Below are 23,142 nucleotides of genomic sequence, written 5' to 3'. Positions count from 1 at the left end.
CAATCAGGCGGAAAGTCTCGTTCTAGAGAGGCCAACCGTCGTGACCCTTTGGTCAGCGGGCGGCATTATACATAGGTAGCTGGCAATCTGCCGATGGTTCATATGCAACCCGTCTCGTCCATTGGTCTAAAGGTCGCAGGGGCGGGTGGGGCGTAGAGTCGCTGCGAATGCTTGAGTTTGGCGCTTTTCCCTTTGCTTTCAGGCTTGTACGAAACCAGATGTAGCCGCGCCGTGAACAGAGGGTTTGCGTGTTGATTTAACTGGGTTACGCTCGAACCAAGCCAGATGTTCAATCCAAACAATGGAGTTCAGCATGGGTTACAAGAAGATTCAGGTTCCAGCCGTCGGCGACAAAATCACCGTCAATGCAGACCATTCTCTCAATGTTCCTGATAACCCGATCATCCCCTTCATTGAAGGTGACGGCATTGGCGTCGACGTCAGCCCGGTGATGATCAAAGTGGTTGATGCTGCCGTGGCCAAGGCCTACGGGGGCAAGCGCAAGATTTCCTGGATGGAGGTTTACGCTGGCGAAAAAGCGACTCAGGTCTATGACCAGGACACCTGGCTGCCCCAGGAAACCCTGGATGCCGTCAAGGATTACGTGGTCTCTATCAAAGGCCCGCTGACCACTCCGGTCGGTGGTGGCATCCGCTCCCTCAACGTCGCCCTGCGCCAGCAACTCGATCTTTATGTCTGCCTGCGTCCCGTGGTGTGGTTCGAAGGTGTGCCGAGCCCGGTGAAAAAGCCCGGCGACGTCGACATGGTGATCTTCCGCGAGAACTCCGAAGACATTTATGCCGGTATCGAATGGAAGGCCGGCTCCCCTGAGGCCACCAAGGTCATCAAGTTTCTGAAAGAAGAAATGGGCGTCACCAAGATCCGTTTCGACCAGGATTGCGGTATCGGCATCAAGCCTGTTTCCAAGGAAGGCACCAAACGTCTGGTGCGCAAGGCCCTGCAGTACGTGGTGGACAACGACCGCAAGTCGCTGACCATCGTGCACAAGGGCAACATCATGAAATTCACCGAAGGTGCCTTCAAGGACTGGGGCTACGAGGTGGCGAAGGAAGAATTCGGCGCCGAGCTGCTCGATGGCGGCCCATGGATGAAATTCAAGAACCCGAAAACCGGCCGTGAAGTCATCGTCAAGGATGCCATCGCCGACGCCATGCTCCAGCAGATCCTGCTGCGTCCGGCCGAGTACGACGTGATCGCCACGCTGAACCTCAACGGTGACTACCTCTCCGACGCCCTGGCGGCGGAAGTGGGCGGTATCGGTATCGCGCCGGGCGCCAACCTGTCCGACACCGTGGCCATGTTCGAGGCGACCCACGGTACCGCGCCGAAGTACGCCGGCAAGGACCAGGTCAACCCGGGCTCGGTGATTCTGTCGGCCGAGATGATGTTGCGTCATCTGGGCTGGACCGAAGCGGCGGATCTCATCATCAAGGGCACCAACGGCGCCATCAAGGCCAAGACCGTGACCTATGACTTCGAGCGTCTGATGGAAGGTGCCACACTGGTGTCTTCTTCGGGCTTCGGTGAGGCGATCATCAAGCACATGTAAATCGTGCAGGTACAAAAAAACCGCCTTCGGGCGGTTTTTTCATGACTGGGTGACAGTTATGTCAGCCCGACACCGTTTCTGTATGAGAGGCATGTGTAGCCGCTTCGCCTGCCACGGTCGCCGCTTTGATCTTTACCGCGTGCAGGCCTTTGGGGCCCTGGACGATGTCGAAACTGACGATCTGTCCAGCCTTGAGAGTTTTATACCCGTCCATCTCAATGGCCGAATAATGCGCAAAGAAATCGACCTCTTTGCCGTCCTCGTCACGTCCTTCCCGGGCATCGGTGTTGATGAAGCCGAATCCCTTGGAATTGTTGAACCACTTGACCTTGCCGACAGCCATGCTCAAATCCCTCTGCAACAGACTCCATCGCTGGAGTATCATCCAGGACATCCGCAATCTAATCCGTTAAAAGGATTGACTCCGCGGATCTTTTTTACCCACTGTGGGCTCTATTGGTTGTAACACCGTTTTCCCGATAGTCAAGGTGACCGGGCAGTCGGAGTTGAAAAGGTGTACAGCCGCCCCCACCACTGTATTTGCACAACTGACGAACCTTTCTTTCCATGCATGCAATCAGCCAGATTCGACTAACATTCAATCAGGATCGCCCGCTTCTCCAAAAGGATCATCCAGAGGAGCACGACGACGATTCGGCAGGCGTTGCTGTTCAGGAAGCAAAGCCTGCGTTACAGGCGCCGCCGATGTACAAGGTGGTTTTGTTCAATGATGACTACACACCGATGGATTTCGTCGTCGAAGTGCTCGAGGTGTTTTTTAACCTGAATCGCGAGCTGGCGACCAAGGTCATGCTGGCCGTTCACACAGAAGGACGGGCAGTATGTGGAGTGTTTACCCGCGACATCGCCGAGACAAAGGCCATGCAGGTCAACCAGTACGCCAGGGAAAGCCAGCATCCGCTACTCTGTGAAATCGAGAAGGACGGTTAATCGCCGACCACTTGGGTATGAGGTGAAGCTATGTTAAACCGCGAGCTCGAAGTCACCCTCAATCTTGCCTTCAAGGAGGCTCGTTCGAAGCGTCATGAATTCATGACCGTCGAACACCTGCTGCTGGCCCTATTGGACAATGAGGCTGCCGCCACCGTATTGCGTGCCTGCGGCGCAAACCTCGACAAACTCAAGCACGACCTGCAGGAGTTCATCGACTCCACCACGCCATTGATCCCCGTCCACGACGAAGATCGCGAAACCCAGCCAACACTGGGCTTCCAGCGTGTACTGCAACGTGCTGTCTTCCATGTGCAGAGCTCGGGCAAACGCGAAGTAACCGGCGCCAACGTGCTGGTTGCAATCTTCAGTGAGCAAGAGAGTCAGGCCGTATTCCTGCTGAAACAGCAGAGCGTTGCGCGCATTGATGTCGTCAATTACATCGCCCACGGCATTTCCAAAGTGCCAGGGCACGGCGATCACTCTGAAGGTGAACAAGATATGCAGGACGACGAGGGCGGTGAGTCTTCTTCTTCAGGCAATCCGCTGGATGCTTATGCCAGCAACCTCAACGAACTCGCGCGCCAGGGTCGCATTGATCCGCTGGTCGGCCGCGAGATGGAAGTCGAGCGTGTCGCGCAGATTCTCGCGCGTCGGCGCAAGAACAACCCGTTGCTGGTCGGCGAGGCTGGCGTGGGTAAAACCGCGATTGCCGAAGGCCTGGCCAAGCGCATTGTCGACAACCAGGTGCCGGATCTGCTGGCCAACAGCGTCGTCTATTCGCTCGACCTCGGTGCACTGCTCGCAGGCACCAAGTATCGCGGTGATTTCGAGAAGCGCTTCAAGGCGCTGCTCAATGAGCTGAAAAAACGTCCGCAGGCGATCCTGTTCATCGACGAGATTCACACCATCATCGGTGCGGGCGCTGCGTCCGGTGGCGTGATGGATGCCTCGAACCTGCTCAAGCCGCTGCTGTCGTCTGGCGACATTCGCTGCATCGGCTCGACCACGTTCCAGGAATTCCGTGGCATCTTCGAGAAGGATCGTGCGCTGGCACGACGCTTCCAGAAGGTCGATGTTGTCGAGCCGTCGGTGGAAGACACCATCGGTATCCTGCGCGGCCTGAAAGGGCGTTTCGAGCAGCACCACAACATCGAATACAGCGATGAGTCGTTGCGCGCCGCTGCTGAACTGGCATCGCGTTACATCAATGACCGGCATATGCCGGACAAGGCCATCGACGTGATCGATGAGGCGGGTGCCTATCAGCGCCTGCAGCCGGTCGAGATGCGCGTCAAACGCATCGAAGTGCCGCAGGTTGAAGACATTGTGGCGAAGATCGCGCGGATTCCGCCGAAACACGTCACCAGCTCCGACAAGGAACTGCTGCGTAACCTGGAGCGCGACCTGAAGCTGACGGTGTTTGGTCAGGATGCGGCGATCGATTCGCTGTCGACCGCGATCAAACTGTCCCGTGCCGGCCTCAAGTCGCCTGACAAGCCAGTCGGTTCGTTCCTGTTCGCAGGTCCTACCGGTGTCGGTAAAACCGAGGCCGCGCGGCAATTGGCCAAGGCGTTGGGTATCGAACTGGTGCGCTTCGACATGTCCGAGTACATGGAGCGCCACACCGTATCGCGTCTGATCGGTGCGCCTCCGGGCTATGTCGGCTTTGATCAGGGCGGTCTGTTGACCGAAGCGATCACCAAGCAACCGCACTGCGTATTGCTGCTTGATGAAATCGAGAAGGCGCATCCGGAAGTCTTCAACCTGCTGTTGCAGGTGATGGACCACGGCACGCTCACCGACAACAACGGGCGCAAGGCGGACTTCCGCAACGTGATCGTGATCATGACTACCAACGCCGGTGCCGAAACCGCGGCGCGTGCTTCGATCGGTTTCACCCATCAGGACCACTCGTCTGATGCGATGGAAGTGATCAAGAAGAGCTTCACGCCGGAGTTCCGTAACCGTCTGGACACCATCATTCAGTTTGGTCGCCTCAGTCATGAGGTCATCAAAAGCGTGGTGGACAAGTTCCTTACCGAACTGCAGGCGCAGCTGGAAGACAAGCGTGTGTTGCTGGAGGTTACCGATGCGGCGCGCAGTTGGCTGGCGGCCGGTGGTTACGATTCGGCGATGGGCGCACGTCCGATGGCCCGTCTGATCCAGGACAAGATCAAGCGTCCGCTGGCGGAAGAAATTCTGTTTGGCGAGCTGGCCGAGCATGGCGGTGTGGTGCACATCGACATCAAGGATGGTGAGTTGACGTTTGACTTCGAAACCACGGCGGAGATGGCCTGACTGCTGTAAGAAAAGAGGGCGCCTTCGGGCGCCTTTTTTGTTTTGTGTCTGGATTTGGTGTTTGGGTGTATATCCGTTGCTGCGGTAACGGCTGCTTAGGGTTCCGCCCTGACGGCGGGTCACTTTTGGCAAACGCCCCAAAAGTAACCAAAAGGTCTATGCTCTGACGTTCGGCCCTCGCCTGGGCTCGGGTTCCTTCGCTGCGGGATTCATCCGGGGGCAGCGCCTACGGTTTGCTTCGCTGCACCTCCTCTCGCTGTGTTTGGCTGCGCCAAACGGTCGCTGCGCTCCCACCCCCGGATAAATCCCTCCACTCAGCCTGCCGACGGGCCCTCAGATCAAAAGCGGTACTCGAGCTAACGCTCATTGTGTTGAGTGGGGCGGCTTTGCCGCATGGGGTGCACGCAATCTGAACTGTAGGAGCCAGCCTGCTGGCGATGGCGGCCTATGAGCCGACCAAATCCCAAACTGAATACACCCAATCGCCTGTAGGAACTGCCGAAGGCTGTGATCTTTTGATCTGCTTTGGCTTTGGCTTTGGCTTTGGCTTTGGCTTTGGCTTTGGCTCTGGCTCTTGATGTGGCTTTTGATTTTCAGCCCCTTCGGCAGGCCGAGCGTAGGTGTCCATCAGGGGGTGGGCGCGCAGCGCCATGCGGCGAAGCCGCATACATCGAGAGGAGGTGCAGCGAAGCAAACCGTAGGCGATGCCCCCTGATGGGCACCGTAGCGAGGGAACACTGAGCCTCAGCGAAGTGCCGTACGCCGGGGGAAGCCTTTTTGGTTACTTTTTCGGCGTTTGGAAAAAGTGACCCGCCGTAAGGGCGGAACCGTAATCAGCAACCCCCCGCAGCAACGGATATGCTCACAAGCCCAGACCCAAACCCCAAATCGCAGACAAACAAAAACGCCCGGCAAAGCCGGGCGTCTTGTATTGACTTGATTAACGAGCGCGGTAAGTAATGCGCCCTTTGCTCAAGTCATAGGGCGTCAGCTCGACGCGCACTTTGTCACCGGTAAGAATACGAATGTAGTTCTTGCGCATCTTGCCGGAAATATGCGCGGTTACGACGTGCCCATTTTCCAACTCCACACGAAACATGGTGTTGGGCAGGGTGTCGACGACAGTGCCTTCCATTTCGAAGCTGTCTTCTTTCGACATGCAGTAAAGCCCTCGGTATCCAATGAATGGCCCGGTGCAACTGCGCCAGGCAAAAGCGGCGTGCATTGTGCCCGAAAAAGGGGGGTCAAGCCAAGGGGTTTACGGCTTGCGATCAGTTAAGGATCACCCAGCGCTGATTAATCAGCAATTCGATGGGGCGATACTGGGTCTTGTAGTTCATCTTTTTGCAGTTCTTGATCCAGTAACCGAGATACACCGCTTCCAGTCCCAGGCGCTGGCTTTCGGCGATTTGCCACAGGATTGCGAAACGCCCCAGGCTGCGGCGCTCTTCGCCAGGCTCGTAGAAGGTATAGACCGCCGACAGGCCGTTGGGCAGCAGATCGGTCACCGCGACGGCGAGTAACCGTCCGTCGAGACGAAATTCGTAGAAGCGCGAAAAGGGCAGGTCACGTACCAGGAAGGTCGAAAACTGGTCGCGGCTCGGCGGGTACATGTCGCCATCGGCATGTCGCTGCTCGATATAGCGCTGGTACAGATCGAAATATTCTTCGCTGAAGTGCGGTTTTACCGGGCGCACCTGCAGATCGGCATTGCGTTTGAAAATGCGTTTCTGCTGGCGATTGGGGTTGAACTGCGACACCGGGATGCGCGCAGGCACGCACGCATTGCAATTCTGGCAATGGGGCCGATACAGATGATCGCCGCTGCGACGAAAACCCATTTCCGACAGGTCTGCGTAGACGTGCACATCCATGGGCTGACTCGGGTCGAGAAACAGCGTCGTCGCCTGCTCCTCGGGCAGATAACTGCAGGAATGAGGCTGAGTGGCATAGAACTTCAAGCGCGCCAACTCGGTCATGATCAACCCTCGGGATAAGCTGGTGAATTAAGTGTAAGCCACGCGCGCAAAAGTCGCTCAGCAAACCCAAGTGGCACGACTGGGTTGATCCAGATGGCGAGTCAGATAGTCGGCGAATTCCTGGCGGGGGATCGCCCGGGCGCCGAGGCTGTGCAGATGATCGGTCGGCATCTGGCAGTCAATCAGGACGAATCCGGCGTCTTTCAGATGCTGAACCAGCGTGGCAAAGCCAATTTTGGAGGCATTGTCGGCGCGACTGAACATCGATTCGCCGAAAAACAGCTGACCCATCGCCAGGCCATACAGGCCGCCGACCAGTTGGCCCTGATCCCAGACCTCGACAGAGTGGGCGAAGCCGCGGCGGTGCAGTTCGAGGTAGGCGTCCTGCATGGCTTCGGTGATCCACGTGCCGTCAGCGTAGTCCCGTGGTGCAGCGCAGGCGCGAATGACGGCTGCGAAATCCTGATCGAAGGTCACCTGATAGCGTTGCTGGCGCAGCAGTTTGCCAAGGCTGCGCGAGACGTGCAGTTCGTCGGGAAACAGCACGGTGCGCGGATCCGGAGACCACCAGAGAATCGGCTGGCCTTCCGAGAACCACGGAAAACAGCCATGCCGGTAAGCCTGCACCAGGCGATCGGCGGACAGATCGCCACCGGCAGCCAGCAATCCATTGGGATCGCGCATGGCCTTTTCCAGGGGCGGGAAAGTCAGGGAGTTGCGTTGTAACCAAGTCAGCATGGCGTCCGGGCTTGCAGAAGGGGAGGGCGGTGCGGGCGCGAGGCCCGCGCTAAAGTGTGCCGTTAAATGACAGGAATGTCGTCCAGATACTTCTCCGCGTCCAGTGCCGCCATGCAACCGGCGCCGGCCGAGGTCACGGCCTGGCGATAAACGTGGTCGGCCACGTCGCCGGCAGCGAAGACGCCGGGGATCTCGGTGGCGGTGGCGTCACCGTCATTGCCGCCCCTGACCAACAGATAGCCGTCACGCATCGTCAACTGGCCCTGGAACAGGTCGGTGTTGGGTTTGTGGCCGATGGCAATGAACACGCCGGCCAGCGGCAACTCGCGGGTTTCGCCTGTGTGGCTGTCACGCAGGCGTGCACCGGTCACGCCGCTGGCGTCGCCCAGCACTTCATCCAGATTCTGGTTCCAGTGCAGGCGAACGTTGCCATTGGCGGCTTTTTCGAACAGTTTGTCCTGAAGAATTTTCTCCGAGCGCAATTTGTCGCGGCGATGGATCAAATGCACCTCTCTGGCGATGTTCGACAGGTACAGCGCCTCCTCGACAGCGGTATTTCCGCCACCCACCACGGCGACTACCTGATTGCGATAGAAGAAGCCGTCACAGGTCGCGCAAGCCGAAACCCCTTTGCCGGCGAAGGCTTCTTCCGAGGGCAGACCCAGGTACTGCGCCGAAGCGCCGGTGGCGATGATCAGTGCGTCGCAGGTGTAAGTGCCGCTGTCGCCGATGAGCTCGAACGGGCGCTGCTGCAACTTGGCGGTGTGGATGTGGTCGTAAACGATCTCTGTGGCAAAGCGCTCGGCGTGTTTTTGCATGCGCTCCATCAGCGCCGGGCCGGTCAGGCCTTCGACGTCGCCGGGCCAGTTGTCGACTTCGACGGTGGTGGTGAGCTGACCACCGGCCTGCAGCCCGGTAATCACAACCGGCTTGAGGTTGGCACGGGCGGCGTACACGGCGGCGCTGTAGCCGGCAGGGCCGGAGCCGAGAATGATCAGGCGTGAATGCTTCGCTGCGTTCATCAAATACACCTCATAAGCCTTTGTCACAAAAGACAATGCATGCTCAAATTGAACCGCAGGATTTGTGGCAATGGCTATGCTCTGCTATGGGTTTTGAGGCATGGCATCAGCCGCACAAACCCGTACAATGCCGGGCTGTTACAGAATATTTGTAGAGCGCTGTGTTTATAGCTGTGTTTATAAAAGCTGCGGCACAGTGTTAAAAGTAGTCTCAGTTGCGCCGGTTCACTTTTTTACCTGCCTGGATTGGGCAGTTTTTTATCGTCATTCAATAGATGGACGCGCCCCGGGCGCAGGAAAAGAAGCGTTTTGAAGAAATCCACCGCAGCACCAAAAACAGTCGTTCCGCTCTGGCGCCAGCAATTGCACTACCGGCTCAAGGAAGGTGCATTGATCGCCATCGGTGCCCTGTGCCTGTTCCTGATGATGGCTTTGCTGACCTACGGCAAGGACGATCCGGGCTGGAGCCACAACAGCAAGATCGACGACGTGCAGAACTTCGGCGGCCCGGCCGGTTCCTACAGCGCCGACATCCTGTTCATGGTGCTGGGTTACTTCGCGTACATCTTCCCGTTGCTGCTGGCGGTCAAGGCGTATCAGATCTTCCGGCAACGTCACGAGCCGTGGCAGTGGAGCGGCTGGCTGTTCTCCTGGCGCCTGATCGGTCTGGTGTTCCTGGTGCTGTCGGGCGCCGCGCTTGCCCATATCCATTTCCATGCGGCCACCGGGTTGCCGGCGGGTGCGGGCGGGGCGCTGGGCGAAAGTCTCGGCGATCTGGCGCGCAACGCGCTGAATATCCAGGGCAGCACGCTGTTGTTCATTGCGCTGTTCCTGTTCGGCCTGACGGTGTTCACCGACCTGTCGTGGTTCAAGGTGATGGACGTCACCGGCAAGATCACCTTGGACCTGTTCGAATTGTTCCAGGGCGCGGTCAACCGCTGGTGGTCGGCGCGTACCGAGCGCAAGCAACTGGTTGCGCAACTGCGTGAAGTCGATGACCGCGTCCACGACGTGGTCGCGCCGACCGTCACCGACAAGCGTGAACAGGCCAAGGTCAAGGAGCGTCTGATCGAGCGTGAGCAGGCCCTGAGCAAGCACATGTCCGATCGCGAGAAGCAGGTGCCGCCGGTCATCGCCCCGGCCCCGGCCAAGGCGCCCGAACCAAGCAAGCGCGTGCAGAAAGAGAAGCAGGCACCGTTGTTCGTCGATAGCGCCGTGGAAGGCACCTTGCCGCCGATCTCGATCCTCGATCCTGCGGAAAAGAAACAACTCAACTATTCGCCTGAGTCACTGGCAGCGGTCGGCCACTTGCTGGAGATCAAGCTCAAGGAGTTCGGCGTCGAAGTCACCGTGGACTCGATCCATCCGGGTCCGGTGATTACCCGTTACGAAATCCAGCCTGCCGCCGGCGTCAAAGTCAGCCGCATCGCCAACCTGGCGAAAGACCTTGCACGTTCGCTGGCCGTGACCAGTGTGCGGGTGGTCGAGGTGATTCCGGGCAAGACCACGGTCGGTATCGAGATCCCCAACGAAGACCGGCAGATCGTGCGTTTCTCCGAAGTGCTGTCGACTCCCGAGTACGACAACTTCAAATCGCCGGTCACCCTGGCCCTGGGTCACGACATTGGTGGCAAACCGGTCATCACCGACCTGGCGAAGATGCCGCACCTGCTGGTTGCCGGTACCACCGGTTCCGGTAAGTCGGTGGGTGTGAACGCGATGATCCTGTCGATCCTGTTCAAATCCGGCCCGGACGACGCCAAACTGATCATGATCGACCCGAAAATGCTCGAGCTGTCGATCTATGAAGGCATTCCGCACCTGCTGTGCCCGGTCGTGACTGACATGAAAGACGCGGCCAACGCCCTGCGCTGGAGCGTTGCCGAGATGGAGCGCCGCTACAAGCTGATGGCGAAGATGGGCGTGCGTAACCTGTCCGGCTTCAACGCCAAGGTCAAGGAAGCGCAGGATGCCGGCGAGCCGTTGAGCGATCCGCTGTACAAGCGCGAAAGCATTCACGACGAGGCGCCGCTGCTGCAGAAGCTGCCGACCATCGTCGTGGTGGTCGACGAATTCGCCGACATGATGATGATCGTCGGCAAGAAAGTTGAAGAACTGATTGCGCGTATCGCGCAGAAGGCGCGTGCCGCCGGTATTCACCTGATCCTCGCGACCCAGCGGCCTTCGGTGGACGTGATCACCGGTCTGATCAAGGCCAACATTCCGACGCGTATGGCGTTCCAGGTGTCGAGCAAGATCGACTCGCGGACCATCATCGATCAGGGTGGTGCCGAGCAACTGCTCGGTCACGGTGACATGCTCTACATGCCGCCGGGCACCAGCCTGCCGATCCGGGTTCACGGCGCGTTCGTTTCCGACGATGAAGTACACCGCGTGGTGGAGGCCTGGAAACTGCGTGGCGCACCGGAATACAACGATGACATCCTCAATGGTGTCGAAGAGGCGGGCAGCGGTTTTGAAGGCAGCAGCGGTGGCGGTGACGGTGACGATCCGGAAGCCGACGCGCTGTATGACGAAGCCGTACAGTTCGTCCTGGAAAGCCGCCGGGCGTCGATTTCCGCGGTACAGCGCAAGCTGAAGATCGGTTACAACCGCGCTGCGCGCATGATCGAAGCCATGGAAATGGCCGGGGTCGTCACCTCGATGAACACCAACGGTTCGCGTGAAGTTCTGGCCCCGGGCCCGGTTCGCGACTGACTGCAAAAGCAAAAGGCGGGACAATGATGTGCCGCCGCTCTCCCAACGAGTATTCAAGAGGACTCCCATGCGTCTTATCCGCATGCTGTTGCCAGTACTGGCGCTGACCACGTTCACGGCCCACGCCGACGACAAGGACGTGGCGCGTCTGACCCAACTGCTGGAAACATCGAAAACCCTGACCGCGAACTTCTCGCAGCTGACCCTCGACGGCAGCGGCACGCAGTTGCAGGAAACTCGCGGTGATATGGTTCTGCAGCGTCCGGGCCTGTTCTACTGGCACACCGAAGCGCCAAACGAGCAGACCATGGTCTCCGATGGCAAGAAAGTCACCCTGTGGGACCCGGACCTGGAACAAGCCACCATCAAGAAGCTCGACGAGCGTTTGACCCAGACTCCGGCGCTGCTGCTGTCCGGTGACGTGTCGAAGATCAGCCAGAGCTTTGAGATCAGCGCGAAAGAGGCGGGCGGCGTGATCGACTTCACCCTCAAGCCGAAGACCAAGGACACCCTGTTCGACAGCCTGCGCCTGTCGTTCCGCAACGGCCTGGTCAATGACATGCAACTGATCGACAGCGTTGGTCAGCGCACCAACATCCTGTTCACCGGGGTCAAGGCCAACGAAGCGGTGTCGGCGTCGAAGTTCAAGTTCGACATCCCGAAGGGTGCTGACGTTATTCAGGAATAAACCCCGGATCCCGGGTTGGGTTCTTGTGGCTTGGAGCTTTTGTGGCGAGGGGATTTATCCCCGATGGGCTGCAAAGCAGCCCCGAAAAAGGTGACTGCTGCGTAGTCCATCGGGGATAAATCCCCTCACCACAGGGTCACCAACAGGTGTCCACAGGTATTCCAACCGGTTTCAGACAATCAGAGGTTTCAACGCTACGTGATGGATCTGTTTCGCAGTGCACCGATTGCCCAGCCACTGGCCGCGCGTTTGCGTGCGACCAATCTGGATGAGTACGTCGGTCAGGAGCACGTGCTCGCTCGCGGCAAGCCGTTGCGTGAGGCGCTGGAGCAGGGTGCCCTGCATTCGATGATCTTCTGGGGCCCGCCGGGCGTGGGCAAGACCACTCTGGCGCGATTGCTCGCGGAAGTCTCGGATGCGCACTTCGAAACGGTCTCGGCGGTACTCGCCGGGGTCAAGGAGATCCGTCAAGCAGTAGAAATCGCCAAACAGCAGGCCGGCCAGTACGGCAAGCGCACGATCCTGTTCGTCGATGAAGTGCACCGCTTCAACAAATCGCAGCAGGATGCGTTCTTGCCGTACGTCGAAGACGGCACGCTGATTTTCATCGGCGCCACCACCGAAAACCCTTCGTTTGAATTGAACAACGCGCTGTTGTCGCGGGCCCGCGTCTATGTGCTGAAAAGCCTCGACGAGACGGCGCTGCGCAAATTGGTGCATCGCGCGCTTACCGAGGAACGCGGGCTGGGCAAGCGCAACCTGACCCTCAGTGATGAAGGCTTCCAGATGCTGCTGTCGGCCGCCGATGGCGATGGCCGGCGCCTGCTCAATTTGCTGGAGAACGCCTCGGATCTGGCCGAAGACAACAGCGAGATGGGCACCGAGTTGCTGCAAAGCCTGCTCGGCGATACCCGACGGCGCTTCGACAAGGGCGGCGAAGCGTTCTACGACCAGATCTCCGCGCTGCACAAATCGGTACGCGGTTCCAACCCCGATGGCGCGCTGTACTGGTTTGCGCGGATGATCGACGGTGGCTGCGATCCGTTGTACCTGGCGCGGCGCGTGGTGCGTATGGCCAGCGAAGACATTGGCAACGCCGACCCGCGCGCCCTGAGCCTGTGTCTGGCGGCGTGGGAGGTGCAGGAGCGCCTCGGCAGCCCGGAAGGCGAGTTGGCAGTCGCCCAGGCCATCACTTATCTCGCCTGCGCACCGAAAAGCAACGCGGTGTACATGGGCTTCAAGACCGCGCTGCGCGCCGCTGCCGAATACGGTTCGCTGGAAGTGCCGCTGCACTTGCGCAATGCGCCGACCAAGCTGATGAAGCAACTGGGCTATGGCGACGAATACCGTTACGCCCACGACGAACCGGACGCTTATGCCGCCGGCGAAGATTATTTCCCGGAAGAGCTTGAGCCGATTCCGTTCTATCAACCGGTGCCTCGTGGCCTGGAATTGAAGATCGGCGAGAAGCTCAACCATCTCGCCCAACTCGACCGTTTAAGCCCAAGACAGCGGAGAAAATAGTGCTTCCATTGATCGTTGCGGTCTCTGTCGGCGGGATTGCCGGCACGCTGTTGCGCTTCGCCACCGGCAATTGGGTCAACGCCAATTGGCCGCGGCACTTCTATACCGCGACGCTGGCCGTTAATATCGTGGGCTGTCTGCTGATTGGCGTGTTGTACGGCCTGTTTTTGATACGCCCGGAGGTGCCGATCGAGGTGCGCGCCGGGTTGATGGTCGGCTTCCTCGGGGGGCTGACGACTTTTTCATCCTTTTCACTGGATACGGTGCGCCTGCTGGAAAGCGGGCAAGTGCCGCTGGCCCTGGGCTATGCGGCGATCAGCGTATTCGGCGGGCTGCTCGCGACGTGGGCCGGCCTGTCCCTGACCAAACTTTGATAACGAGAAACCGACATGCTCGATTCCAAACTGTTACGTAGCAACCTTCAGGACGTAGCGGACCGCCTGGCTTCCCGTGGCTTTGCCCTGGATACCGCGCGCATCGAAGCGCTGGAAGAACAGCGCAAGACCGTCCAGACCCGCACCGAAGCACTGCAGGCTGAGCGTAATGCGCGTTCCAAATCGATCGGTCAGGCCAAGCAGCGCGGCGAAGACATCGCGCCGCTGATGGCGGACGTCGAGCGCATGGCGGGCGAGCTGAGTGCCGGTAAAGTCGAGCTGGACGCGATCCAGACCGAGTTGGACTCGATTCTGCTGGGTATCCCCAACCTGCCGCACGAATCGGTACCGGTCGGCAAAGACGAAGACGATAACGTTGAAGTGCGCCGCTGGGGCACGCCGACTGCTTTCGATTTCGAAGTGAAAGACCATGTCGCGCTGGGCGAGAAGTTCGGCTGGCTGGACTTTGAAACCGCCGCCAAGCTGTCCGGCGCCCGTTTTGCTCTGCTGCGCGGTCCGATCGCCCGTCTGCACCGCGCCTTGGCACAGTTCATGATCAACCTGCACGTCAACGAGCACGGCTACGAAGAGGCCTACACGCCTTATCTGGTCCAGGCCCCGGCGTTGCAAGGCACCGGCCAGCTGCCGAAGTTCGAAGAAGACCTGTTCAAGATCGCTCGCGAAGGCGAAGCCGATCTGTACCTGATCCCGACGGCCGAAGTGTCGCTGACCAACATCGTCGCTGGTGAAATCGTCGACTCGAAACAACTGCCGATCAAGTTCGTCGCCCACACCCCGTGCTTCCGCAGCGAAGCCGGTGCGTCGGGTCGCGACACCCGCGGCATGATCCGTCAGCACCAGTTCGACAAGGTTGAAATGGTCCAGATCGTCGAGCCGTCGACTTCGATGGAAGCGCTGGAAGGCCTGACCGCCAACGCCGAAAAAGTCCTGCAACTGCTGGGTCTGCCTTACCGCACTCTGGCGCTGTGCACCGGCGACATGGGCTTCAGCGCCGTGAAGACCTACGACCTCGAAGTGTGGATTCCGAGCCAGGACAAGTACCGCGAAATTTCGTCGTGCTCCAACTGCGGTGATTTCCAGGCCCGCCGCATGCAGGCGCGTTTCCGCAACCCGGAAACCGGCAAGCCTGAGCTGGTACACACCTTGAACGGTTCCGGCCTCGCAGTCGGTCGTACGCTGGTGGCGGTGCTGGAAAACTACCAGCAGGCCGACGGTTCGATCCGTGTGCCGGACGTACTGAAGCCGTACATGGGTGGCCTCGAGGTCATCGGCTAAATGAAATATCTGCCGCTGTTTCACAACCTGCGCGGCAGTCGTGTGTTGGTGGTCGGTGGGGGGGAAATAGCCTTGCGCAAATCCCGCCTGCTGGCCGATGCCGGTGCGCTGCTGCGGGTGGTCGCACCTGAAATCGAAGCGCAACTGCGCGAACTGGTCAGCGCCAGCGGTGGCGAGTGTCTGCTGCGTGGTTACGTGGAAGCGGATCTGGACGGTTGCGGGCTGATCATTGCCGCCACCGACGATGAAACGCTGAATGCGCAGGTCTCCAGCGATGCCCATCGGCGTTGCGTGCCGGTCAACGTGGTCGACGCGCCGCAGCTATGCAGCGTGATCTTCCCGGCGATCGTCGATCGCTCGCCGCTGATCATCGCGGTGTCCAGCGGTGGCGATGCGCCGGTGCTGGCCCGCTTGATTCGCGCCAAGATCGAAACCTGGATTCCTTCGACCTACGGCCAACTGGCTGGTCTTGCCGCACGTTTCCGCAATCAGGTGAAAAACCTGTTTCCGGATGTGCAGCAGCGTCGTGGTTTCTGGGAAGACGTGTTTCAAGGCCCGATTGCCGACCGGCAACTGGCCGGGCAGGGTACTGAAGCCGAGCGGCTGTTGCAGGCCAAGATCGATGGCGAAGCGACCGTTACTACCGGCGAGGTATATCTGGTGGGGGCAGGGCCGGGTGATCCGGACCTGCTGACCTTCCGCGCCTTGCGCCTGATGCAGCAAGCCGACGTGGTGCTGTACGACCGCTTGGTCGCTCCGGCGATTCTTGAGCTGTGCCGTCGCGATGCCGAGCGCGTCTATGTCGGCAAGCGTCGCTCTGATCACGCAGTGCCGCAGGATCAGATCAACCAGCAACTCGTGGACTTGGCCAAGGCCGGCAAACGCGTGGTGCGCTTGAAGGGCGGCGACCCGTTCATCTTCGGCCGTGGCGGTGAAGAGATCGAAGAGCTGGCAGCCCACGGGATTCCGTTCCAGGTGGTGCCGGGGATCACGGCGGCCAGCGGTTGCGCGGCGTATGCCGGGATTCCGCTGACCCATCGCGATTACGCGCAGTCGGTGCGCTTCGTCACCGGTCACCTGAAGGACGGTTCCACCGATCTGCCGTGGGCCGACCTCGTCGCCCCGGCGCAGACGCTGGTGTTCTACATGGGCCTGGTGGGCTTGCCGGTGATCTGCGAGCAATTGATCAAGCACGGTCGTTCTGCAGATACCCCGGCGGCGTTGATCCAGCAGGGCACCACGGTCAATCAGCGGGTCTTTACTGGCACGCTGGCCGACCTGCCACGTCTGGTAGCGGAGCATGAAGTGCATGCGCCGACGCTGGTGATCGTGGGGGAAGTGGTGCAGCTGCGCGAGAAACTGGCGTGGTTCGAAGGGGCTCAGGCGCAGGTCTGAGTCCAAACAAAAAGATCGCAGCCTGCGGCAGCTCCTACAGGGAACGCATTCTCATGTAGGAGCTGCCGCAGGCTGCGATCTTTTGTTTTTGCTGTCAGCCCTTCAACCAAACGCCTTTGCCGTTCAGCCGTGCCCGGTCATGCGCCATGCTGAAATCCTGCGCCGGCCCCTTCGGCACAATTCCGGTCGGATTGATGGTCTTGTGGCTACCGTAGTAGTGATGCTTGATGTGCTGAAAATCCACCGTCTCGCCAATCCCCGGCCACTGATACAACTCACGCAGCCAGTTCGACAGGTTCGGATAATCGGCAATTCTCCGCAAATTACACTTGAAGTGCCCATGGTACACCGCATCGAAACGAATCAGCGTGGTGAACAAACGCACGTCTGCTTCAGTCAGGTATTCGCCCGTCAGATAGCGGTTGGCGCCCAGTACTCGCTCCAGATGATCCAGCTCGGCAAACACTTCATCGAACGCCTCTTCATAGGCGTGTTGCGAGGTGGCGAACCCGGCGCGATACACGCCGTTGTTCACCGCCGGATAGATCCGTTCGTTCAGTGCATCGATCTCGCCACGTAACGGTGCCGGGTAAAAGTCCAGTTCGTTACCGGTCAGGCCATCGAAGGCGCTGTTGAACATACGGATGATTTCCGCCGATTCATTGCTGACGATGCGCTTGAGCTTTTTGTCCCACAGCACCGGCACGGTGACGCGGCCGGTGTAGTCCGGCGTGTCGGCGGTGTAGCGCTGGTGCATGAAGTCGAAGTGGTCGAGCTTGTCGCCGGTCGAGCCAAGCGCCTTGTCGAAGGTCCAGCCGTTTTCCAGCATCAGCCAGCTGACCACGGACACGTCGATCAGGTTTTCCAGGCCTTTGAGCTTGCGCAGGATCAGCGTGCGATGCGCCCAGGGGCAGGCGAGGGAAACATAAAGGTGATAGCGCCCGGCTTCGGCGGCGAAACCGCCTTCACCGCTCGACCCGGGCTGGCCGTCAGTGGTGACCCAGTGACGGCGCTGCGCCTGTTCGCGCTGGAACGCGCCGTCCTTGCTGCTTTCGTACCACTTGTCCTGCCAGTGGCCATCGACGAGTAAACCCATGATCAAGACTCCTGATTCCAATAAGCGTTGGAGCCGAGTCTATTCCGATGAGTTCGAACAAAAAGCGCAAAGATCGGGCGCCTATGATCGGTTAAATCGATTTGTTGCGCGCCGCCCAGTATTGCTCGGCGGTTGCGAACGCTTGCTCGCGGCTTTGCCCGAGGCCGCGCAGGGCCAGGGCCATGGTTGAAATCAGGGCCATTTGCGGATAGCTGTCGACCACGTCGCCACGCCACACCGCTTTCAGATGTTCAACGTCCAGCGAGGCCGGTTTGACGTGGCGCTGACTGGACAGTTGCGGCCATTCCTCGTCCCAGCTCTCCCCACCGCGTGTGCCATAGAGATGGCTGTCGGCATCCGGGTTGATCTCGATTTCGCCGCCGTCGCCCTTGACCACGATTGCGGTGTCGCCGAGCAGACCGCTGGCCTCGCGATGCACCGCTTGATAGCCCGGGTGGAAAATGCTTTGCAGGCCACAACGGGCGCGCAGCGGATTGAGAATCCGTGCCAGCGAATGGATCGGCGAACGCAGGCCCATGGTGTTGCGCAGGTCGATCATCTTCTGCAACTGCGGCGCCCAGTCCATCAGCGGCATGAACGCCAGACCGCCGTGGTCCAGCGCGCTGCCGACCTGCTGCCAGGTGCGGCATAGCGGGATGTTCAGCTCGCCAAGCAGTTGTTCGGTGTACAGCCGCCCGGCGGTGTGCGCGCCGCCGCCGTGCATGAAAATCCGCACGCCGTTTTGCGCCAGGCACTTGGCTGACAGCAGGTACCACGGCAGATGGCGTTTCTTGCCAGCGTAGGTCGGCCAGTCCAGATCGACATTCAGCGCCGGTGCCTGCAAGCGCTCGCGCAAGGCTTCGGTGAAGCCGGCCATTTCCTCGGCGCTTTCTTCCTTGTGCCGCAGCAGCATCAGAAACGCCCCGAGCTGGGTGTCTTCGACTTTATCGTCGAGCACCATGCCCATGGCTTCCCGGGCTTCTTCACGGGTCAGGTCGCGGGCGCCGCGTTTGCCCTTGCCGAGGATCCGTACGAACTGCGCGAACGGGTGCTCGGCGGGCGTTACGAGGGTCAGCGCTGGAAAGTCGGTCATAAGCAATTCGTCGGTTTGGGCAGGCCCGCCAGTTTCGCGGCGAGTTTGGCAGGGGTGCCTTTGAACAGTCGGTTCAGGTGCAGGCTGTTGCCTTTTTCCGGGCCGAGTTTGAGTGCGGTGTATTTGATCAATGGACGGGTGGCTGGCGACAACTGGAATTCTGCATAGAAGCTGCGCAACAGGTCGAGGACTTCCCAGTGTTCCGCAGTCAGTTCGATGTCTTCAGCGGCAGCGAGGGCGCTGGCAACGTCATGGGACCAGTCGTCGAGGTCGACCAGAAAGCCGTCCTTGTCCAGTTCGATGGCGCGGGCGCCGACAGTCATGGAATTCATAGCCAACTGTTGACCTTGTCGTGGTGGATCGACAGGTCGACGAACGCCGGATAGTCGATGGCTTCTGCCCAGTCGGGAACAACGATGGCACGGGCCTGCAGGTCTTCGGCGAGGGCGAACAGCTTGACCCGGCGCTCGTTCAACGTGTTGAACGGCGCGGTGCCAGATTGCAGCGCGTAAACGGCATCGCCGGATAGCAGCAAGGCGTCGGCAGCGCCAATCACGCGCAGGCAACTGCTCAGGCGAGCATCGCCGAAGGGGGAATGAGACAACACATGCAAAGTCGACATCAGAGGGTGATCACCTGGTCGTAACGGTCAATGAGGGCGGTGATTTGGCTGGCGCCGAGCGGCTGCGCTTCGTCCAGCGACAGCGTGCTCAGGCCACGGGCGCTGGCGCTGTCGGAGCAGTAAAACAGTTCTTCAACGCCGAACATCGGCAGCGCCTGCAGATTGGCGCTGAGGTCTTTCTGTTGCAGGGCCTTGGCGTTCTGCCCGGCGGCCAGTTGCAACACGCCATCGTCGAGAAACAGCAGGCCGATCGGCAGATCGAACGCGCCGCCGGCGAGGACGATGTCCAGCGCTTCGCGGGCGCCGGGGCCGGACCACGGCGACTGGCGGCTGATGATCAACAGGGATTTGGCCATTTCACGCGCCTCCGAAACAGATCAGTCGATCGGCGTCCTGCACCGCATCGTGCAACTGGCCGAGGCCGGATAATTCCCACGGCGCGCTGACCGCGACGGCATCACGCTGGTAGCGTTTGGCTTCTTCGTCATTCAGCACGCCACGGCGCAGGGCGGCGGCGATGCACACCACGCCGTCCAGTTGCTGCTCGCTGATGAACGCGCGCCACTGTTTGGGCAGGTCCAGCTCGTCCTGCGGGGTGACCACCGCGTCGGAGGCGTTGTACACGCCGTCCTGATAAAAAAACAGCCGGACAATCTCATGCCCGCCGGCCAGCGCAGCCTGCGCAAACAGCAGGGCACGGCGCGAGGAGGGCGCATGGGCGGCGGAAAACAGCGCGATGGCGAACTTCATGACGGACTCGATCAGCAAAACTGCGACCATGATAAAGCTTTATCGAGGCAGCCGCGAAACCCAAGTTGCACACACCGATTTCTGCTGCTATCGGTCATACTGCGAATCCATGTAGGAGCTGCGGCACGCTGCGATCTCTTGATCTTTACAAGCAAGATCAAGAGATCGCAGCCTCGTTTCACTCGACAGCTCCTACAGGGGATTTGACTGAGGTTTCGATCAACGGGGCATATAGCCGAGTTGCCAGCGCCGCGGAATGCTCAAGGACAGCACGCCCAGCGCCGCCGCCAGCAAGCCGCTGGCGAACAATGCCCTAAGCCCGAAATGATGTTCCAGCACTGCGCCGAGTATCGCGCCAATGAACATCCCGCTCCACGGCACCAGTTGCACCCGCCAGCCGTTACGGCGTTCGCCGAGCATCCAGCGCCCCAGTCCACGGCCGAACCGCGACAGCGCTCCGGTCACGTAGGTCAGGCCCACCGGCAGGCCATTCACTTCCTCGACCGCCGCGTTGAGCATGCCCATCGCGATGATCGCCGCCAGCAACGCCGGCAGTTGCGTGTCATACGGCCAGGCCGCCGCCAGGCAGAGCAGAGTGGCGATGCACAGCAACAAGGGCAGCGTGCGTCGGCCGCCGAGGCGCCCGATCACGATCCCCAAGGCATTACCGATCACGAAGGTGACGACGAGGATGATCAGGCGCAAGGTCAGTCCGAGGTCGCCGTCACTGATCGCCACCGCCAGCCGCGTGGTATTGCCGCTCATGAACGAAACAAAATCGCCGCTGGCCATGAAGCCGATTGCATCGGTCATGCCGGCGAGTACCGACAGGCTGGCCACCAGCGCCAGACCGATGCGCCCGCGCCATTTCTGCCGATGCAGATGCCCGGAGGTGGCGCGGTGAGTCGAAGTGGAGGGCAGCATCGGCGACGATATCCTTCAGCGGCGTTTACGGTTCCAGCCCATACAGATCGCAGTAATCCTTCCAGCTCATGTGGGCCATTTCCGCTACCTCGCGATGCACCTCCATGCGCTGGGCCTGATAGTCCTCGGGCGTTGCGGCCGTCAGGAGCAAGGTCAGTTCCCAGGCGAACAGGCCTTGATTCTCCGCCTCGGCCTCGAAGGCTTCGTGCAAGCGTTCTTCACGATACTGCGCAGCGGTTTCACCCTTGGCCTGGGCCAGCAGCGGATTGAGATGATCGAGGGTTTCGCGCAATTCGGGGCGCGCGTCGAGAAACAGTTTCAGGGCTTGTTCATGTCGCTGGTCGGTGGGCGCCATGTGTGTTCCTTGTGAGGCTGATGACCCTAGGGTGCCGGAGCGGCCGTCGCATGTCGCGCTATAAATGCAGTAAAGCAGAACGATTTTGCCTGTTGCGGTGATACAGTCCGCTTTTTTCTGAATGAGCGAATGCAATGCGAATTCTGATGGTAGCGCTGGCCGCGACCGTGCTGGCTGGCTGCGCGGGTTCGGTGATGGATGATTCTCGCACCAAAGCCCCTTACAAGGTTCTGACCTCGGACAAGCCGGAGAAAATTGTCGCTCAGTGCGTACAGTTCGGCTGGCAGGACGAAGCGGTGTTTGGTGTGGACGCCGGAGCGTATCTGCAACCGGGCAAGAAGGGTGGCTCGACGGTGTACACCCGTTCCGCAGAGTCGTTTGTCGACGTGACCAGCGATGCTTCGGGAACCGTGCTCAACTACTACGCGCAGAAGGATGATTTTGTTGCCAAGCGCCGGTTGGCGGCGTTGGCGACCTGCCTCTGATCATGCGTTGAAGCGGCTGCCGTCTTCGGGAGCAGGCTCGCTCCCACTTTTGAAATGCATTCCATTGTGGGAGCGAGCCTGCTCGTGAAGGGCCCTTGAGGTTCAACCCTTCAAGCGCTTCTGGAAGTAATGCCGGCTATGCCCCGGCGGGTAGTCGACAATCTCGCCAAACTGCGTGAATCCCAGCTTCTTGTAAAACTCCGGCGCCTGAAAATCGAAGGTGTCCAGCCAGATGCCCAGACAGTTCTTCTCCTTGGCCAGATTTTCCGCCATGGCCATCAGTTCCGAGCCGATGCGTTGCCCGCGACCCTGTTCCGGGACGCACAGCAACTCGATGTACATCCACTGGAAGATCACCCGGCCGTACAAACCGCCGAGAATCGCGTCGTGTTCATCGCGCACCAGCAGGGCGAAAGGTTCAGATGTGGAACCACCGGTCCGGGCGTCGTTATACGCAATCAAAGGCTCGAGAATGGCTTTGCGCTGTTCTTCCGTAGGGTTCTGCGACAGCTCGATTCGCAACGTCATGTGCAACTTCCTTGTGAGATGAACCGCCAGCCTATCCTGCCCGGGGAGCGTCTTCCAAGTCCTTCCTCATCCCTTTGGAACCGCCGCTGTCGCGCCGGGGTCTAGCTTTTACAGCGTCATTCCGAACGCGGTTGATGAGGATCCCCCATGAATATTTTCGAAGCCCTTCGCGAAAGCCACGACCGCCAGCGCAGTTACGCCAAAGCCCTGGTCGAAACCAGCGGCGACACCCCGGAGCGGGTTGAAGCCTATAAACAGCTCAAAGCCGAGCTGCAGGCCCACGAAACTGCCGAAGAGCGCCACTTCTACATCCCGCTGATGGAGTTCGACAACGGTGTTGACCTCAGTCGCCACGCCATCTCCGAGCACCATGAAATGGACGAGATGATGGAAGAGCTGGACGAGACCGAGATGTCCAGCCCGGCCTGGCTGGCTACCGCGAAAAAACTCTCGGACAAGGTTCATCACCATCTCAAGGAAGAAGAGCAGAAGTTCTTCCAGATGGCCGGCAAGTTGCTCGACGACAAGCAAAAGGAACAGCTCGCCGGGCAATATGAAAAGGAATACCAGGCACAACTGGAGTGAGGGGGGAATGCGGGTTTTTGCTGTGTCGGCGTGTAGGCTTTTAGCCATGCGTCAGGTGGGTGTTGTCGCAATTGGCTGTATATGCATCCAGTGTTTTCGGCATTTTCCGCTTGAGACGCCGATTGCCTGCGACAAAACCGCCGATGGA

Annotated in this window: 25 protein-coding genes; 11 read left to right on the top strand and 14 right to left on the bottom strand. The window is 59.8% G+C overall.

What is annotated here, in order from left to right; translation table 11 throughout:
• Positions 1-313 precede the first annotated feature (313 nt).
• The gene (gene icd / locus JN524_RS24690; RefSeq protein WP_003223831.1) at positions 314-1,570 is read left to right on the top strand and encodes an NADP-dependent isocitrate dehydrogenase; all 1,257 of its coding nucleotides are present in this window, start codon (positions 314-316) and stop codon (positions 1,568-1,570) included.
• Positions 1,571-1,631: 61 nt separating this feature from the next.
• On the opposite strand, the gene JN524_RS24685 is transcribed toward icd, so the two are convergent.
• Positions 1,632-1,913, bottom strand: a complete 282-nt coding sequence (locus JN524_RS24685; RefSeq protein WP_202371033.1) for a cold shock domain-containing protein — start codon at positions 1,911-1,913, stop codon at positions 1,632-1,634.
• A gap of 224 nt (positions 1,914-2,137) precedes the next feature.
• On the opposite strand from JN524_RS24685, the gene clpS reads away from it, so the two are divergent.
• Together clpS and clpA are read left to right on the top strand one after the other, a co-directional pair.
• Positions 2,138-2,521 (top strand): ATP-dependent Clp protease adapter ClpS, encoded by a 384-nt coding sequence (clpS, locus tag JN524_RS24680; protein ID WP_027614670.1) that lies wholly within the window; start codon positions 2,138-2,140, stop codon positions 2,519-2,521.
• Positions 2,522-2,551: 30 nt separating this feature from the next.
• Positions 2,552-4,822 (top strand): ATP-dependent Clp protease ATP-binding subunit ClpA, encoded by a 2,271-nt coding sequence (gene clpA / locus JN524_RS24675; RefSeq protein WP_097088113.1) that lies wholly within the window; start codon positions 2,552-2,554, stop codon positions 4,820-4,822.
• Positions 4,823-5,762: 940 nt separating this feature from the next.
• Here clpA and infA read toward each other — a convergent pair.
• The 4 genes from infA to trxB form a co-directional block, all read right to left on the bottom strand.
• Complete coding sequence (infA, locus tag JN524_RS24670; RefSeq protein ID WP_002553999.1) at positions 5,763-5,981, bottom strand: translation initiation factor IF-1; 219 nt, start codon at positions 5,979-5,981, stop codon at positions 5,763-5,765.
• Between the two features lie 112 nt (positions 5,982-6,093).
• On the bottom strand, positions 6,094-6,801 hold the full coding sequence (locus JN524_RS24665) for an arginyltransferase (protein ID WP_202371032.1): 708 nt from the start codon (positions 6,799-6,801) through the stop codon (positions 6,094-6,096).
• A 57-nt stretch (positions 6,802-6,858) separates the two neighbouring features.
• Complete coding sequence (gene aat, locus JN524_RS24660; protein ID WP_202371031.1) at positions 6,859-7,539, bottom strand: leucyl/phenylalanyl-tRNA--protein transferase; 681 nt, start codon at positions 7,537-7,539, stop codon at positions 6,859-6,861.
• A gap of 62 nt (positions 7,540-7,601) precedes the next feature.
• Positions 7,602-8,561 carry a thioredoxin-disulfide reductase gene (gene trxB, locus JN524_RS24655; RefSeq protein ID WP_202371030.1) on the bottom strand — a complete coding sequence of 320 codons (960 nt, stop codon included), beginning with the start codon at positions 8,559-8,561 and terminating at the stop codon, positions 7,602-7,604.
• A gap of 309 nt (positions 8,562-8,870) precedes the next feature.
• On the opposite strand from trxB, the gene JN524_RS24650 reads away from it, so the two are divergent.
• From JN524_RS24650 to cysG, 6 genes are all read left to right on the top strand, one after another.
• Complete coding sequence (locus JN524_RS24650) at positions 8,871-11,279, top strand: DNA translocase FtsK (protein WP_202371029.1); 2,409 nt, start codon at positions 8,871-8,873, stop codon at positions 11,277-11,279.
• Between the two features lie 67 nt (positions 11,280-11,346).
• Positions 11,347-11,967: an outer membrane lipoprotein chaperone LolA gene (lolA, locus tag JN524_RS24645; RefSeq protein ID WP_007966612.1), complete on the top strand. Its 621-nt coding sequence runs from the start codon at positions 11,347-11,349 to the stop codon at positions 11,965-11,967.
• Positions 11,968-12,168: 201 nt separating this feature from the next.
• A complete protein-coding gene (locus JN524_RS24640) occupies positions 12,169-13,491 on the top strand; it encodes a replication-associated recombination protein A (RefSeq protein WP_003223849.1) in 1,323 nt (440 codons plus the stop codon).
• Positions 13,491-13,865 carry a fluoride efflux transporter CrcB gene (crcB, locus tag JN524_RS24635; protein WP_027614675.1) on the top strand — a complete coding sequence of 125 codons (375 nt, stop codon included), beginning with the start codon at positions 13,491-13,493 and terminating at the stop codon, positions 13,863-13,865. Before JN524_RS24640 ends, crcB begins: the two co-directional genes overlap by 1 nt.
• 15 nt (positions 13,866-13,880) lie before the next feature.
• Positions 13,881-15,161 carry a serine--tRNA ligase gene (gene serS, locus JN524_RS24630; protein ID WP_123462492.1) on the top strand — a complete coding sequence of 427 codons (1,281 nt, stop codon included), beginning with the start codon at positions 13,881-13,883 and terminating at the stop codon, positions 15,159-15,161.
• On the top strand, positions 15,162-16,556 hold the full coding sequence (cysG, locus tag JN524_RS24625) for a siroheme synthase CysG (RefSeq protein WP_027614676.1): 1,395 nt from the start codon (positions 15,162-15,164) through the stop codon (positions 16,554-16,556).
• Positions 16,557-16,650: 94 nt separating this feature from the next.
• Here cysG and JN524_RS24620 read toward each other — a convergent pair whose 3' ends face one another.
• The 8 genes from JN524_RS24620 to JN524_RS24585 form a co-directional block, all read right to left on the bottom strand.
• Complete coding sequence (locus JN524_RS24620) at positions 16,651-17,652, bottom strand: glutathione S-transferase family protein (protein ID WP_202371028.1); 1,002 nt, start codon at positions 17,650-17,652, stop codon at positions 16,651-16,653.
• A 91-nt stretch (positions 17,653-17,743) separates the two neighbouring features.
• Positions 17,744-18,745 (bottom strand): glycosyl transferase family protein, encoded by a 1,002-nt coding sequence (locus JN524_RS24615; RefSeq protein ID WP_202371027.1) that lies wholly within the window; start codon positions 18,743-18,745, stop codon positions 17,744-17,746.
• A complete protein-coding gene (locus JN524_RS24610) occupies positions 18,742-19,077 on the bottom strand; it encodes a TusE/DsrC/DsvC family sulfur relay protein (protein ID WP_202371026.1) in 336 nt (111 codons plus the stop codon). Before JN524_RS24610 ends, JN524_RS24615 begins: the two co-directional genes overlap by 4 nt.
• Positions 19,074-19,367: a sulfurtransferase complex subunit TusB gene (gene tusB, locus JN524_RS24605; RefSeq protein WP_202371025.1), complete on the bottom strand. Its 294-nt coding sequence runs from the start codon at positions 19,365-19,367 to the stop codon at positions 19,074-19,076. Before tusB ends, JN524_RS24610 begins: the two co-directional genes overlap by 4 nt.
• Positions 19,367-19,723, bottom strand: coding sequence for a sulfurtransferase complex subunit TusC (gene tusC / locus JN524_RS24600; RefSeq protein WP_202371024.1), 357 nt, complete (start codon positions 19,721-19,723; stop codon positions 19,367-19,369). Before tusC ends, tusB begins: the two co-directional genes overlap by 1 nt.
• A 1-nt stretch (position 19,724) precedes the next feature.
• Entirely contained in the window at positions 19,725-20,117 is a 393-nt protein-coding gene (gene tusD, locus JN524_RS24595) for a sulfurtransferase complex subunit TusD (RefSeq protein WP_027614682.1), read from the bottom strand.
• 219 nt (positions 20,118-20,336) lie between these two features.
• A complete protein-coding gene (locus JN524_RS24590) occupies positions 20,337-21,041 on the bottom strand; it encodes a YoaK family protein (RefSeq protein WP_098968164.1) in 705 nt (234 codons plus the stop codon).
• 25 nt (positions 21,042-21,066) lie between these two features.
• On the bottom strand, positions 21,067-21,396 hold the full coding sequence (locus JN524_RS24585) for a DUF6388 family protein (RefSeq protein WP_098968503.1): 330 nt from the start codon (positions 21,394-21,396) through the stop codon (positions 21,067-21,069).
• Positions 21,397-21,530: 134 nt separating this feature from the next.
• Here JN524_RS24585 and JN524_RS24580 point away from each other — a divergent pair, with 134 nt between their 5' ends.
• On the top strand, positions 21,531-21,881 hold the full coding sequence (locus JN524_RS24580; RefSeq protein ID WP_202371023.1) for a hypothetical protein: 351 nt from the start codon (positions 21,531-21,533) through the stop codon (positions 21,879-21,881).
• Between the two features lie 102 nt (positions 21,882-21,983).
• Here JN524_RS24580 and JN524_RS24575 read toward each other — a convergent pair whose 3' ends face one another.
• Entirely contained in the window at positions 21,984-22,409 is a 426-nt protein-coding gene (locus tag JN524_RS24575; RefSeq protein WP_202371022.1) for a GNAT family N-acetyltransferase, read from the bottom strand.
• Between the two features lie 147 nt (positions 22,410-22,556).
• Between JN524_RS24575 and JN524_RS24570 the strand changes: the two genes are divergently transcribed.
• Positions 22,557-22,994 carry a hemerythrin domain-containing protein gene (locus JN524_RS24570; protein WP_003223870.1) on the top strand — a complete coding sequence of 146 codons (438 nt, stop codon included), beginning with the start codon at positions 22,557-22,559 and terminating at the stop codon, positions 22,992-22,994.
• Positions 22,995-23,142 lie beyond the last annotated feature (148 nt).

The sequence above is a fragment of the Pseudomonas sp. MWU318 genome (assembly GCF_016756945.1).
GTDB lineage: Bacteria > Pseudomonadota > Gammaproteobacteria > Pseudomonadales > Pseudomonadaceae > Aquipseudomonas > Aquipseudomonas putida_A.
This window is presented reverse-complemented; position numbering and strand designations above follow the sequence as displayed.